This window comes from Spiribacter halobius (genome assembly GCF_020883455.1).
GTDB lineage: Bacteria > Pseudomonadota > Gammaproteobacteria > Nitrococcales > Nitrococcaceae > Sediminicurvatus > Sediminicurvatus halobius.
This window is the reverse complement of sequence record NZ_CP086615.1, coordinates 1,682,953-1,695,901: the sequence shown is the minus strand read 5'-3', so window position 1 is coordinate 1,695,901 and position 12,949 is coordinate 1,682,953. Positions and strand designations below refer to the sequence as shown.

Below are 12,949 nucleotides of genomic sequence, written 5' to 3'. Positions count from 1 at the left end.
GTGCGTCGGAGCAGTACGTGGAGTTTCGGGTTTCGCGTTTAAGGTTTAAGGTTCGGCTTCAACGCACCCAGGGCGGCAGCACCGGACGATCGGGCTCGAAGGCGCTGAACTTTGAGCCTCGAACCCGAAACTCGAAAATGTCACCCCGAAACCCGAAACTTCACTGACTACCCGAATGCGCACGATCACCCCCAGCCAATACCGCCGCGCCCTGCTGGCCCTCGCCGGCGCGCACATCGCGATCATCGCGGCGAGCAACTATCTCGTGCAGCTGCCCATCGAGCTGCTGGGCGTGCATACGACCTGGGGGGCGTTTTCGTTCCCGTTCATCTTCCTCGCCACGGACCTCACGGTGCGCACCTTCGGCCAGGCGGCGGCGCGGCGGATCATTCTGGTGGCGATGGGTCCGGCGCTGATCGTCTCCTACGTTTTCGGCGTGCTGTTCCAGCAGGGCGCCTTCCAGGGGCTGGAGTCCCTGGCCGCGGCCAATGCCTTCGTTGGCCGCATCGCCGCGGCCAGCTTCCTCGCCTACGTGCTCGGCCAGCTGCTGGACATCCACGTGTTCGAGCGCCTGCGCCGGGCGGCCCGCTGGTGGGTGGCGCCGGCGGTCTCGACGGTGTTCGGCAACGCCGCCGACACGCTGGCGTTCTTCGGCCTCGCCTTCCACCGCAGCCCCGACCCGTTCATGGCCGCCAACTGGCCGGAGATCGCCCTGGTCGACTATGCCTCGAAGATCGCCATCAGCCTGCTGCTGTTCGTCCCCGCCTACGGCCTCCTGCTCACCTGGCTCCAGCGCCGGGTCCTCGGCGCCGATGGCCGGGTGGTGCTGAAGGACCAGCCCGCCTGAGGGTTGCCGGCGCCCCGCTCAGTCCAGTAGCGCCCGTGCGCGGACATCCACGGCGGGCGGATTTGTAAGTCCGTGTGCTGCACCCGCGGCCATGGATCGGGTCTCGTGCCCAGGTCGGCGAGTGGTCACCTCTCCCGGGACACGGCGTGAATCCGTCCCTGGAGCCTCCACTGCGGCATCCCTGCCGCAGAGGGTCCCGGGAGAGGTGACCACTCGCCGACCACCACCCGCCGGGGCCAGTCCGCGGGAAGACGACGGGATGTCGGCCTCCTCCCGCGGCGGATGCCGATCCACGGGCAGCTCTCCTGTTCGCTTTCGGTCGCGGATCAGCCCCGGCGGGTCGAGCGCGGAGTGGGGTGGCCTCTCCCGGGACCGTAGGCGACAGGGATGTCGCCTTCGAGCCTACAGGGACGTATTCACGGCGTGTCCCGGGAGAAGCCTCCCCACTCCGCCCCGGGCACCAGGCGATGGGCGTGCCCAAAGGTCGCGGAGCGCGATGTCACCAAGCACTAGCGCCGGATTTCGGCCTATGGGCGCTCCGGGTACCAGACCAGGGGCTGAGCGGTGCGCTCGCGGTCGATGGTGAAGCCGTGGCGGGCGTACCAGTCGAGCAGGGCCTGCTGATCCAGGCCCTCATCCGTGTGCGAGGCCGCCTGGCCGAGCAGGGTGACGTGGTAGCGGTCGCAGAGAGCCTTGAGCAGGTCCAGCAGGGCCGTGGCCGAGCCCTGGCCGCGATGGGCCGGGTCGGTCTCGATGCGGCAGAGGACGAGGTAGTCCGACTCGCACTCCAGCGCGGCCACCGTCTGGCCGTAGCGGCGGTAGCGCAGGTCGGCCGCATCCTCGCGCGGTGGCGTCGCCGGCTCGGTGGCATCCAGCCACGCCTCGAACGCGGCGTTGATGTCCCTGATCTCGCTCATCGAAGACTCCACGCTCGACACGCCAGTGGCCCTCCCGCTTGGGTGGTCCCGTCGCTCCCCTGCCGTCAGGCAGCGCGAACCCTACCATCACCGATCGCAGGGTGCGACCACCCGGGTCGCGTATCCGCAGATGGCCGTCGCATGCGTCGTTAGCCCGCATCCGAGAACCTGCCGATGGGCCCTGAGACATGGCTTTACTTCCGGCGGCGTTAGTATGATGGCCGGCCGGGCCGGGCTGTCCCCATCCGCCGACAGAGAGAGTGATCGCCATGCAGGTTCTCGCCATGATGCAGGTGGATGCGTTCACGCGGCGGCCCTATGGCGGCAATCCGTGCGCCGTTGTGTTCGACGCCGACGATCTCTCCCGCGGGACGATGCAGACCATCGCCCGGGAGATGAACCTCTCCGAGACGGCGTTCCTCATGCGCTCCAGCCGCGCGGACTTCCGAGCGCGGTATTTCACCCCCGGCGAGGAGATTCCGCTCGCCGGCCATCCCACCATCGCCGCGATCTACGGCCTGCTGAGCAGCGGCCGCCTGCACCGCGAAGGCGCCTGCCAGGTGAAGCTGGAGCTGCAGGTGGGGGTGATCGACATCGACATCACCGGCGCGCCGGGGGATCCGCCGCTGATCACCATGACCCAGCCGCGCCCCGAGTTCCTGCGCGTGTACGAGCCCCAGGAGGTCTGCCCGGCCTTCGGGCTCACGCCGGACGATCTCCTGCCCGACGTTCCGGTGCAGACGGTGAGCACGGGCACGCCACAGCTGATGATCCCGGTGCGCTCCCTCCACAGTCTGCGGCGGGTGCACCTGGACCATGTGCTCTACGCTCAGCTGCGGGAATTCGGGGACTTCTTCAGCGCGCATCTGTTCACGCCGGAGGGTGTCGAGCATGGCGATACCTTCGCGCGTCACTTCGGGGTTCCGCCGGAAATGACGGAGGATCCGTTCACCGGCTCCGCCACCGGCGGCATGGCGGCCTACCTCTGGCACCACCAGCTGATCCGCCATCCCCACTTCACCGCCGAGCAGGGACACTGGATGGGACGCCCGGGGGAGGCGCTGGTGGAGGTCATCGGGCAGCCCGAGTACGTGCAGGCGGTGCGCGTCGGCGGCCACGCGACGGAGATCCTGGAAGGCAGCCTGCTGGTGCCGGACGAGACGCCGTGAACTATCGCCACGTCTTTCACGCCGGCAACTTCGCGGACGTCTTCAAGCATGTGGTGCTGCTGGCGCTGTTACGGCATCTGCAGCGCAAGGACAAGCCCTTCGCCTATCTCGACACCCACGCCGGGCCCGGCAGTTACGATCTCGCCGGCGATGCGGCCCGACGCACCGGGGAGGCCGACGGTGGCATCGAGCAGCTGCTGGCCGCCCCCGGCCCCCTGCCGGCGGCCGTCACGGACTACCTTGCGCAGGTGCAGGCGCACCGCCGCGGCGGCACCCCGCGGGCCTATCCGGGCTCGCCGGCACTGGTACGGGGCCTGCTTCGGGAGGGCGACCACGCGGCCCTGTGCGAGCTCCACCCCGAGGACGGCGCAACCCTCGCCCAGCACTACCGCGGCGACCCTCAGGTGGCGGTGCACCGGCGCGACGGCTACGAGGCGCTGAAGGCCCTGCTGCCGCCCGGCGAGCGACGCGGGCTCGTGCTGGTGGACCCGCCCTTCGAGGTGCGGGACGAATTCCGCCGGCTCGCCACCGGCCTGGTCACCGCCTGGCAGCGCTGGCCGCAGGGCATCTATGCCCTCTGGTACCCGCGGGTCTACGCCGAGGACGTAGCAGCCTTCCACGAGCGCCTGGCGGACAGCGGCCTGCGCCGTCTGCTGGTGGCGGAGTTCCAGCCCTGGCCGTCGGACGTGCCGGGCCGATTCACCGGGGCCGGCATGGTGATCGCCAACCCGCCCTGGACGCTGCCGGAGACCCTGCAGACGGCGCTGCCGGCGCTGCTCGAGGCGCTGGGCGCGCCGGCGGGCCACTGGCGCTGCGACTGGCTGGTGCCGGAATAGCGCTTCCTTAGGCGTTTGCCGGCTTCAGCACGGTGCGCCCGCCCATGTATGGTCGCAGGGCCTCCGGTACGCGGATGCGCCCGTCCGCCTCCTGGTAGTTCTCCAGCACGGCGATGAGGCAGCGCCCCACCGCCAGCGCGGAGCCGTTGAGCGTATGCACCAGCTCCGGGCGCCCGGTCTCGGGGTTGCGCCAGCGCGCCTGCATGCGCCGGGCCTGGAAGGCCTCGGCATTGCTGCAGGAGGAGATCTCCCGGTAGCGTTCCTGCCCCGGCAGCCAGACCTCGATGTCGTAGGTCTTGGCCGCGGCGAAGCCCATGTCGCCCGTGCAGAGGGTGACGATCCGATACGGCAGCTTCAGCCGCTGCAGCACCAACTCGGCGTGCCCGGTGAGCGTCTCCAGGGCGTCATAGGACTCCGCCGGCCGCGTGATGTGTACCAGCTCGACCTTGTCGAACTGGTGCTGGCGGATCATGCCGCGGGTGTCCTTGCCGTAGGAGCCGGCCTCCGAGCGGAAGCAGGGACTGTGGCAGACCAGGCGCTGCGGCAGCTCTTCGTCCGCCAGGATCTGGCCGCCCGCGAGGTTGGTCACCGGCACCTCGGCGGTGGGGATCAGGTGGAAGGGATGATCCTCGCCGGCGATGGCGAAGAGGTCGTCCGCGAACTTGGGCAGCTGCCCGGTGCCCTGCAGGGCGTCCGGGTTCACCAGATAGGGGACGTAGACCTCGCGGTAGCCGTGCTCGTCGGCGTGCAGGTCGAGCATGAACTGGGCAAGCGCGCGATGCAGCCGGGCGAAGTCCCCGCGCATGACCACGAACCGCGCAGCGGCGATGCGCGCCGCGGCCTCGAAGTCGAGGCCCTGATGGAGCGCCCCGAGGTCGACGTGATCCTGGGGACTGAAGTCGAAGGTCGGCGGCTCGCCCCAGCGGCGCACCTCCACGTTCTCCGCCTCGCTGTCGCCATCGGGGACGCTCGCGTGGGGCAGGTTGGGCAGCCCGAGCTGGATCTCGCGCAATTTCGCCTGTACCCGCTCCAGCTCGCCCTCCGCCGCCTTCAGGCGGTCGCCGAGGTCGGCGACCTCGTCCAGCAGCGGCTGGATATCCTCGCCGCGGGCCTTGGCCTGACCAATGGCTTTGGAGCGCGTGTTGCGTTCCTGCTGCAGGCTCTGAGTGCGCTCCTGCAGGTCGCGACGCTCGTCCTCCAGCGCCCGGTATTCCGCGACGTCCAGCGCATGGCCGCGACGCGCCAGGGCAGCGGCAACGCCCTCGGGATCGGCTCTCAGATCTTTCGGGTCCAGCATGCTCCGTGCTTCCTCTCAGAGGGTTCTGCCGAGCAGGATGCCCAGCCAGGCCGCCAGCAGGCAGAGGCCGACGCTGGCCAGCACATATGCGGCGGCCCGGGCCGGCGCATCCGCGCCTACCAGTGCGATGGTATCCAGCGAGAACGTGGAGAAGGTGGTGAAGGCACCGAGCAGCCCGACGGTGATGAAGCTCCGCCAGGCGCCCGGTAGCAGGCCGCGCTCGGCGAGCAGCACGTAGGCAAGGCCCATGGCGAGGCTGCCACTCAGATTCACCGCCAGGGTGCCCCAGGGAAAGCCCCGGCCGAGCAGGCCGTGTACGGCAAGCCCGGTCAGATGCCGGAGCACGGCGCCGATCGCGCCGCCGCCGGCCACCGCCACCAGCTCCACTGCGCCCGGCATCACCTTCTCCCGCCTCGGAAAGCGCGCAGTGTACGTGATCGGCGATCCGCGGCGAACCGCCGCCCCGTCAGGATCCGGGGCCACGGGCCTCGCGGTCGCGGGCACGCAGACGCGCCAGGCGCTCGCCAATGCGCTGCTCGAGGCCCCGATCGGTGGGCTCGTAGTAGCGCCGTCCGGCGAGGGCGTCCGGAAAATACTCCTCGCCCGCCGCATAGGCCTCCGGCTCGTCGTGGGCGTAGCGGTACTCGCGGCCGTAGCCGAGCTCCTTCATCAGGCGGGTCGGCGCATTGCGCAGGTGGACCGGAACCTCCAGCGAACCGTGCTGGCGGGCGTCCGCCTGCGCGGCCTGGAACGCCCGGTAGACCGCGTTGCTCTTGGGCACGCAGGCGAGGTAGGCGATGGCGTGGGCGATGGCAAGCTCACCCTCGGGGGAGCCCAGGCGCTCCTGAGCCTGCCAGGCATCGAGGGCGATCTGCAGCGAGCGGGGATCGGCGTTGCCGATGTCCTCCGAGGCCATGCGCACCACCCGGCGGGCGATGTAGAGCGGATCGCAGCCGCCCTCCAGCATGCGCGCGAACCAGTACAGCGCCGCATCCGGCGCCGTCCCGCGCACGGCCTTGTGCAGGGCGGAGATCTGGTCGTAGAAGGCGTCGCCGCCCTTGTCGAAGCGGGCGCGCCCGCCCGCCGCGGCCTCGCGGATCAGCCCGCTGTCGATCTCGGTGCCGTCCGCGCTCAGGTCCGCCGCCACCTCGAGCAGACTCAGCGCGGTGCGGGCATCGCCATCGGCGGCGGCCGTCAGCAGGGCCCGTGCCTCCCCGCTCAGGCTCAGCCGGCGCGAGGCCAGGCCGCGCTCGGCGTCTGCCAGCGCGGCGTCCACGACGGCGGCGATGTCGGTCTCCTCCAGCGCCCGCAGCACATAGGTCCGCACCCGGGAGAGCAGCGCGTTGTTGAGCTCGAAGGACGGGTTCTCGGTGGTGGCGCCGATGAAGATCAGCGTGCCGTCCTCCACGTAGGGGAGAAAGGCGTCCTGCTGGGACTTGTTGAAGCGGTGGACCTCATCCACGAAGAGGATGGTCCGTCGTCCTGCGGCCTGATTGTCCCGCCCTCGGGCGGCCGCCTCGCGGATGTCCTTGACCCCGGACATGACCGCCGAGAGGGTCAGGAATTCCGCCTCCGCGGTCGCCGCGATGAGGCGCGCGAGGGTGGTCTTGCCCGTGCCGGGCGGGCCCCAGAAGACCATGGAGTGCGGCCGGCCGGCGGCGATGGCCTCATGCAGCGGGCGGCCAGGCGCGAGCAGATGCGACTGGCCGATGAACTCCTCGAGCCGGCGCGGCCGCATGCGATCCGCCAGCGGGCGGGTCCAGTCGGTCATTCCTCCCCCGCGCTGGCGCCATCCTCAATCACATCCGCCTCCGGCGGCGGCTCGAAATCGAACCGCGCTTCCGGCACCTCCGGGTTGCGCTCCAGCGCCGAGAGCCGCATGCGCACGCTCTGGCCGATGTCGTCGCGCACCTCCACCACCCGCGGCACGCCGTCCTCCAGCAGGAGGCGGACATGCTGAAAGTCCCAGGCCGGATCCGTGGGCTCCAGGCGGATCCAGTCGCCCTCCCCCGCGACGATGCTGAAGCTCTCCGTGAGCGCCTCGAACTCGCCGCTCAGCAGCTGCGCCGCGCCCACGCCGAGGACTCTGTCCAGTGGCCGGACCGTGACCTGCCGGAGGTCGACGTCGTAGACCCAGAGCCGCTCGCCGTCGGCCACGATCAGCTGCTCGTAGGGCGTCTCGTAGTGCCAGCGGAAACGCTGCGGCCGGGCGATGACGAAGGTGCCCTCGGCCTCCTCGATCACCGTGCCGGCCTCGTCGGTGGTCTCCTGGAGGAACTCGCCGCGCAGGGTCTCCACCTCCGAGAAGTAGGATTCCAGCGTGGAGACCGGGTCGCTCGCGCCGGCGGCGAGGGGCAGCAGCGCGAGCAGCAGGAGCAATCGATGCACGGGGGCCTCCGGGGTGTTGCGGTCAGTCGCCGGGGGGCGGCGGGGCGAGCACCTCGCGGGCGCCGTTGGCCTGCAGCGGGCCCACGACCCCCGCCGCCTCCATCTCCTCGACCAGGCGCGCAGCCCGGTTATAGCCGATCTTCAGGCGCCGCTGCACGCCGGAGATCGAGGCCTTGCGCGTCTCCGTGACCACGCGCACGGCCTGGTCGTAGAGCTCGTCGCGCTCGCCGTCGCCGCCGTTCTCGCCGGGCAGACCGGGGATCGGTGTGCTGTCGCCGTTACCCTCGGAGAGGATCTCGTCCACGTACTCCGGCTCGCCCGTGCGCTTCAGGTGCTCGGCGACGCGGTGCACCTCGGCATCGGAGACGAACGCCCCGTGCACGCGCTCCGGGATGCCACGGCTGCTCGGGCCGAGGTAGAGCATGTCGCCGTGACCGAGCAGGGACTCGGCCCCCATCTGGTCCAGGATCGTGCGCGAATCCACCCGCGAGGAGACCTGGAAGGCCATGCGCGTGGGGATGTTGGCCTTGATCAGCCCGGTGATCACGTCCACCGACGGCCGCTGGGTGGCAAGGATGAGATGGATGCCCGCAGCGCGGGCCTTCTGCGCCAGCCGGGCGATGAGCTCCTCCACCTTCTTGCCCACCATCATCATCATGTCGGCGAACTCGTCCACCACCACGACGACGTAGGGCAGCGGCTCCAGTACCGGCGCCTCCGGGGGCTCGCCGGTCTCCTCCGGGGCGTCCGGCACCAGCGGCTCCGGCGGGGTCCAGAGCGGATCGCGAATCGGCTCGCCGCGCTCGGCGGCATCGCGGATCCGGCGATTGGCACCGGCGATGTTGCGCACGCCCAGCGTGGCCATCAGCCGGTAGCGCCGCTCCATCTCACCGACACACCAGCGCAGCGCGTTGGCGGCCTCCTTCATGTCCGTGACCACCGGCGCGAGGAGATGCGGGATGCCATCGTAGACCGAGAGCTCCAGCATCTTCGGGTCGATCATGATGCAGCGCACGGCATCCGGCCGATTCTTGTAGAGCAGGCTCAGGATCATGGCGTTGATCCCCACCGACTTGCCCGAGCCGGTGGTACCCGCCACCAGCAGGTGCGGCATCTTGGCGAGGTCCACGGTCACCGCGTGGCCGCCGATGTCCTTGCCGATGGCCAGCGTCAGCGGCGCCGGCGAGCGCTCGAAGCCCTCCGAGCGGATGATCTCGGAGAGCGCGATCACCTGCCGGTGCTCGTTCGGGATCTCCAGCCCCACCACGGATTTGCCCGGGATGACCTCCACCACGCGCACCGCGGTGACGGACAGCGCCCGGGCCAGATCCTTGGCCAGGTTGGAGATCTGGCTGACCTTCACGCCCGCCGCCGGCTGGAGCTCGAAGCGGGTGATCACCGGCCCGGGCTGCACGGCCACCACCTCCACCTCGACCCCGAAATCCCGCAGCTTGTGCTCGACCAGCCGGGACATCGCCTCCAGGGCGTCCCCGGTGTAGCCCGGCTGCTCGGCCTTGGGCGAGTCCAGCAGAGAGACGGGCGGCAGCTCGCCGGGGGACGGTGGCTCCTCGAAAAGCGCGATCTGCTTCTCCTTCTGCACGCGCTTGCCGGGCTTGACCTCGGCCACGGCGGGCTCGATCTGCGGCGGCTTGCGGGTACGGGCGCGCTTGCGCTCCTCGCGCAGCGCCACTTCGCGCTCGCGCCGCGCCCGCCGGCCGGCCTGACGCTCGTTCAGCCAGCCGCGGACCCGTCCGAGGCTCTGCAGCCCCGCCAGCACGAGCCGCCCGAGCAGATCCATCAGGCGGATCCACGAGAGCCCGGTGAAGAGGGTCACGCCGGCGAGGAACACCGCGAGGGCGAGCAGGGTCGCCCCGGTGAAGCTGAACGCCGCGGTAAGCTCGCGGCTGACGAGATCGCCGAGGATGCCGCCGGAGGACAGCGGCACAGTGCCCGGCACAGGCTCGAAGTGCAGCGTGGCGAGCGCCGTGCCGGCAATGAGGGTGACCACGAACCCTGCGAGGCGCAGCCCGAAGACGCCCCAGTGGATGGCGCCATCGCGCCTCTGCCAGCGGTAGACCAGCGCCGCGGCGAAGGCGATAAGCGCCGGCACGAGATAGGCCAGATAGCCGAACAGATAGAGTGTCAGATCGGCATAGTAGGCGCCCACGACGCCGCCCCCGTTGGCGATGCCGCGGGTGGGCGCGGTGTAGCTCCAGCCGGGATCGGACGGGCTGTAGGTGAGCAGCGCCAGCAGCAGGAAGCCGGCGACCGCCATCAGCACGAGCAGCGCGGCCTCCCGGAGGACGCGGCTGATGTGCTGGCCAATGGCGCTACTGGGCTGTTTGCTGGTTTCCGACTTGGCCACGGGACCCGGGCTTGAAATAATGTGAAGAACGCTACGTAAGCGACGATTGCCGCGAACATTACTGCCATCGTGGCCGACCCGGCAAGCCGGCCGGTCACCCCCGGACCGCTGCACCGCAGTATACCCCGGCGGTTCGCGCCACGCAGCCGCCGCCCAAGGCGACGGGCACTAACGCGCCGATTCCGAGGTCAGCCAGTCGATGGAGCTGCACGCGATCCCCCGCATCGAGGATATCGAGCCCGGGCAGTGGAACCGCCTTGCCGGGGCCGGGAATCCGTTCCTGCGCCACGAGTTCCTGGCCGCGCTGGAGCGCCATGGCGCGGTTTCCCCGCGCGTCGGCTGGGCCCCGCATCACCTCGCGCTCTACCATGACGGGGCCCTGGTCGCCGCTGCGCCGGCCTATCTCAAGAGCCATTCCTGGGGGGAGTTCGTATTCGACTTCGCCTGGGCTGACGCCTATGAGCGACACGGCCTCGACTACTACCCGAAGCTGGTGGTGGCCGTGCCCTACAGCCCCGTCAACGGGCCGCGCATGCTGCTCGCTCCGGAGGGCGATGCCAGCCGCCTGCGCGCCGCCCTGGCCGACGGTGCCCGCGCGATGACCAACCAGCTGGAACTCAGCTCTGCGCACTGGCTCTTCCCAGAGCGCCCGGATCATGCCGCCCTGCTCCGTGCCGGCTATCAGCATCGCGTCGGCTGCCAGTATCACTGGTATAACGCGGGCTATGCCGACTTCGACGAGTTCCTCGCCGGGCTGACGTCCAAGAAGCGCAAGAATATCCGCCGCGAGCGGCGTCTGGTGCGCGAGGCCGGCATCGAGCTGCGCATCGTCCACGGCCACGAGGCGGACGATGCCCTCTGGGCGCAGCTGCACGGCTTCTACGCGAAGACCTTCCGCGAGCATGGCAATCTGCCGCTGATCAGCCGGGCCTGCTTCGCCGACATCGGTGCGGCCCTCAGGGACCGTGTCGTGCTGGTGGTGGCCGAGCGTGGCGGCGAACCGGTCGCGGGCGCGATCTGCCTGCGCGACGACCACACCCTCTACGGCCGCTACTGGGGCTGCCGCGAAGAGATCGACGGCCTGCACTTCGAGGCCTGCTACTACCAGGGCATCGACTACTGCATCCGCCACGGGCTGCAGCGCTTCGAGCCCGGCGCCCAGGGCGAGCACAAGGTCGCGCGCGGCTTCCTGCCGACCCTCACCCATTCCGCCCACTACCTGGCAGACTCGCGCTTCCGGGATGCCGTCGGCGACTTCCTCGCCCGGGAGCGACAGGCGGTCGAGGCCTACGCCGAGACGCTTACAATGGAAGGGCCGTACCGCGTGGACATGCTGGAGCGGTTGCGAGATGAGCTCTGACCTCACGCGCATTCCCTGGATCGCCGCCGACGACCATGACTCGCCCTTCCCGCCGGCGGACCATGCGCTGCGCGAGCCGAACGGACTGCTCGCCATCGGGGGCCCTCTGTCCCGCCGCCGCCTCGAGGGCGCCTATCGCGCCGGCGTGTTTCCCTGGTTCGCGGAGGACCAGCCTGTCCTCTGGTGGAGCCCGGACCCCCGCGCCGTGCTCTACCCCGACGAGCTGCGGGTAAGCCGCTCACTCCGCAAGCGGCTGCGGCGGGGCGACTACCGCGTCACCCTGGACACGGCCTTCGAGACCGTGATCGATGCCTGTGCGGCGCCGCGGGCCGATGCCAGCGGTACCTGGATCACGCCCGGCATGCGCCGCGCCTATGTGGCGATGCACGATGACGGCCTCGCCCACTCCGTCGAGGTCTGGCAGGACGGCGCGCTGATCGGCGGGCTCTACGGGGTCGCCCTCGGCAGCGCCTTCTTCGGCGAGTCGATGTTCAGCCGCGCGCCCGATGGCAGCAAGATCGCCCTCGCCTGGCTCTGTGCCCAGCTCTGCGCCTGGGGATTCACGATTATCGACTGTCAGCTGCCCACCCCGCATCTCGAGCGCCTGGGCGCCGTGACCGTGCCCCGAAGCCGGTTCCTCGCGGAGCTGCGCAGCGCCCTCGCCTGCCCCACCCGGCGCGGCATCTGGTCGCTGAGCCCGGGGCTGGTGCCGCCGGGCGTCAGGGAGCAGGCGGCAGGATGACGGACACGCTGGCCCGCGAGGGCGTGCGCCTGTTCCCAACCGGGCTGCACGAATGCCCCTACTTCGGCGATCGCCCGGCGCGGCTCGGCTTCGTGGATCCGCGCCTGCCGCTGGATTCCTCGGCCTACGACCAGCTTCTCGCCCACGGCTTCCGGCGCAGCGGCGAGCAGATCTACCGGCCGATCTGCCCCGGCTGCACCGCCTGCCGCAGCCTGCGCCTGCCGGTGCATCGGTTCCGCCCCCGTCGTCGCCACCGCCGCTGCCGTCGCGACAACCACGACGTCCGGCTGCGGAGCCGCGGCCGTGTGCTCGATCCCGCCCACCATGCGCTCTATACCCGTTACGTCCGCGCCCGGCACCCCGGCGGCGGCATGGACGATGCGGATCCGGATCTCTACTGGCGCTTTCTGACCGCCGACTGGTGCCATACGGAATTTCTGGAGCTGCGCGCCGGCCAGGACCTCCTCGGCGTCGCGGTCACCGACGTCACGGACGGCGCCTTCTCCGCCGTGTACACCTTCTACGACCCGGATCTCCCCCGGCGCAGCCTCGGCACGCTGGCGATTCTGATGCAGATCGAGGAGGCGCAACGGCGCGGCCTCGACTGGCTCTACCTCGGCTACTGGATCGAGGACTGCCCGCGCATGAGCTACAAGGCGGACTTCCGGCCTCACGAGGTTTTCACCCCGGAGGGTTGGGAAGCGGTGGAATAGGCCGGGAGATTCCTGAATCGGGGATAGATCCGGGTACAGGAGTTCAACGCGGGGTGATCCGCGGTCCCGTGGCTGACTTGCCGCCGTGCCAGGCACGGGGAGTGGCGGGAGGGGCCACCGCACTCCGCCCCTGGCACGAGCGCCTGAAGCAGCCCTTTTCCTCGCGGATCGGAAGGAGGAATTCCCCCGCACGCCCGTAACCGCGCCGACGAGGTGCAGCGGCGTGGCTGGCGCAAGAAGGTCTTCAGGTAGAAGTCTCAACTCTCGACAAGGACTTTCGTTGGCCCGGAGCCAGCGCTCCGGTAGAATCGGGCG

The 12,949-nt window shown here is 70.3% G+C and carries 12 protein-coding genes; 6 read left to right on the top strand and 6 right to left on the bottom strand.

All coding sequences use genetic code 11. The features are described 5' to 3' along the window. Positions 1-175: 175 nt before the first annotated feature. On the top strand, positions 176-847 hold the full coding sequence (locus LMH63_RS07685) for a 7-cyano-7-deazaguanine/7-aminomethyl-7-deazaguanine transporter (RefSeq protein WP_109679131.1): 672 nt from the start codon (positions 176-178) through the stop codon (positions 845-847). 527 nt (positions 848-1,374) lie between these two features. Here LMH63_RS07685 and LMH63_RS07680 read toward each other — a convergent pair. Beyond that, the gene (locus LMH63_RS07680; RefSeq protein ID WP_199225687.1) at positions 1,375-1,764 is read right to left on the bottom strand and encodes a GNAT family N-acetyltransferase; all 390 of its coding nucleotides are present in this window, start codon (positions 1,762-1,764) and stop codon (positions 1,375-1,377) included. 269 nt (positions 1,765-2,033) lie between these two features. On the opposite strand from LMH63_RS07680, the gene LMH63_RS07675 reads away from it, so the two are divergent. Together LMH63_RS07675 and LMH63_RS07670 are read left to right on the top strand one after the other, a co-directional pair. Continuing rightward, the gene (locus tag LMH63_RS07675; protein ID WP_109679155.1) at positions 2,034-2,933 is read left to right on the top strand and encodes a PhzF family phenazine biosynthesis protein; all 900 of its coding nucleotides are present in this window, start codon (positions 2,034-2,036) and stop codon (positions 2,931-2,933) included. After that, positions 2,930-3,769, top strand: coding sequence for a 23S rRNA (adenine(2030)-N(6))-methyltransferase RlmJ (locus tag LMH63_RS07670; RefSeq protein WP_109679130.1), 840 nt, complete (start codon positions 2,930-2,932; stop codon positions 3,767-3,769). Before LMH63_RS07675 ends, LMH63_RS07670 begins: the two co-directional genes overlap by 4 nt. A gap of 7 nt (positions 3,770-3,776) precedes the next feature. On the opposite strand, the gene serS is transcribed toward LMH63_RS07670, so the two are convergent. From serS to LMH63_RS07645, 5 genes are all read right to left on the bottom strand, one after another. Continuing rightward, positions 3,777-5,066 carry a serine--tRNA ligase gene (serS, locus tag LMH63_RS07665; protein ID WP_109679129.1) on the bottom strand — a complete coding sequence of 430 codons (1,290 nt, stop codon included), beginning with the start codon at positions 5,064-5,066 and terminating at the stop codon, positions 3,777-3,779. Positions 5,067-5,081: 15 nt separating this feature from the next. Then, on the bottom strand, positions 5,082-5,465 hold the full coding sequence (gene crcB / locus LMH63_RS07660) for a fluoride efflux transporter CrcB (protein WP_199225686.1): 384 nt from the start codon (positions 5,463-5,465) through the stop codon (positions 5,082-5,084). A 67-nt stretch (positions 5,466-5,532) separates the two neighbouring features. Further along, positions 5,533-6,837 (bottom strand): replication-associated recombination protein A, encoded by a 1,305-nt coding sequence (locus LMH63_RS07655; RefSeq protein WP_109679128.1) that lies wholly within the window; start codon positions 6,835-6,837, stop codon positions 5,533-5,535. Next, positions 6,834-7,454, bottom strand: a complete 621-nt coding sequence (lolA, locus tag LMH63_RS07650; RefSeq protein ID WP_109679127.1) for an outer membrane lipoprotein periplasmic chaperone LolA — start codon at positions 7,452-7,454, stop codon at positions 6,834-6,836. The genes LMH63_RS07655 and lolA overlap by 4 nt, the downstream gene beginning before the upstream one ends. Before the next feature lie 22 nt (positions 7,455-7,476). After that, a complete protein-coding gene (locus LMH63_RS07645) occupies positions 7,477-9,819 on the bottom strand; it encodes a DNA translocase FtsK (protein WP_109679126.1) in 2,343 nt (780 codons plus the stop codon). Between the two features lie 199 nt (positions 9,820-10,018). Here LMH63_RS07645 and LMH63_RS07640 point away from each other — a divergent pair, with 199 nt between their 5' ends. From LMH63_RS07640 to LMH63_RS07630, 3 genes are read left to right on the top strand one after another with little or no spacing between them, the layout of a single operon-like run. After that, on the top strand, positions 10,019-11,179 hold the full coding sequence (locus tag LMH63_RS07640; protein WP_109679125.1) for a GNAT family N-acetyltransferase: 1,161 nt from the start codon (positions 10,019-10,021) through the stop codon (positions 11,177-11,179). Beyond that, on the top strand, positions 11,169-11,921 hold the full coding sequence (gene aat, locus LMH63_RS07635; RefSeq protein ID WP_109679124.1) for a leucyl/phenylalanyl-tRNA--protein transferase: 753 nt from the start codon (positions 11,169-11,171) through the stop codon (positions 11,919-11,921). The genes LMH63_RS07640 and aat overlap by 11 nt, the downstream gene beginning before the upstream one ends. After that, on the top strand, positions 11,918-12,634 hold the full coding sequence (locus LMH63_RS07630) for an arginyltransferase (RefSeq protein WP_199225685.1): 717 nt from the start codon (positions 11,918-11,920) through the stop codon (positions 12,632-12,634). The genes aat and LMH63_RS07630 overlap by 4 nt, the downstream gene beginning before the upstream one ends. Positions 12,635-12,949: the final 315 nt, after the last annotated feature.

Excerpts from the sequence above, each read along its gene's own strand:
- LMH63_RS07685 (WP_109679131.1), top strand. The coding sequence starts at position 176 with ATGCGCACGATCACCCCCAGCCAATACCGCCGCGCCCTGCTGGCCCTC.
- LMH63_RS07680 (WP_199225687.1), bottom strand. The coding sequence starts at position 1,764 with ATGAGCGAGATCAGGGACATCAACGCCGCGTTCGAGGCGTGGCTGGAT.
- LMH63_RS07675 (WP_109679155.1), top strand. The coding sequence starts at position 2,034 with ATGCAGGTTCTCGCCATGATGCAGGTGGATGCGTTCACGCGGCGGCCC.
- serS (WP_109679129.1), bottom strand. The coding sequence starts at position 5,066 with ATGCTGGACCCGAAAGATCTGAGAGCCGATCCCGAGGGCGTTGCCGCT.
- crcB (WP_199225686.1), bottom strand. The coding sequence starts at position 5,465 with ATGCCGGGCGCAGTGGAGCTGGTGGCGGTGGCCGGCGGCGGCGCGATC.
- LMH63_RS07655 (WP_109679128.1), bottom strand. The coding sequence starts at position 6,837 with ATGACCGACTGGACCCGCCCGCTGGCGGATCGCATGCGGCCGCGCCGG.
- LMH63_RS07640 (WP_109679125.1), top strand. The coding sequence starts at position 10,019 with ATGGAGCTGCACGCGATCCCCCGCATCGAGGATATCGAGCCCGGGCAG.
- aat (WP_109679124.1), top strand. The coding sequence starts at position 11,169 with ATGAGCTCTGACCTCACGCGCATTCCCTGGATCGCCGCCGACGACCAT.
- LMH63_RS07630 (WP_199225685.1), top strand. The coding sequence starts at position 11,918 with ATGACGGACACGCTGGCCCGCGAGGGCGTGCGCCTGTTCCCAACCGGG.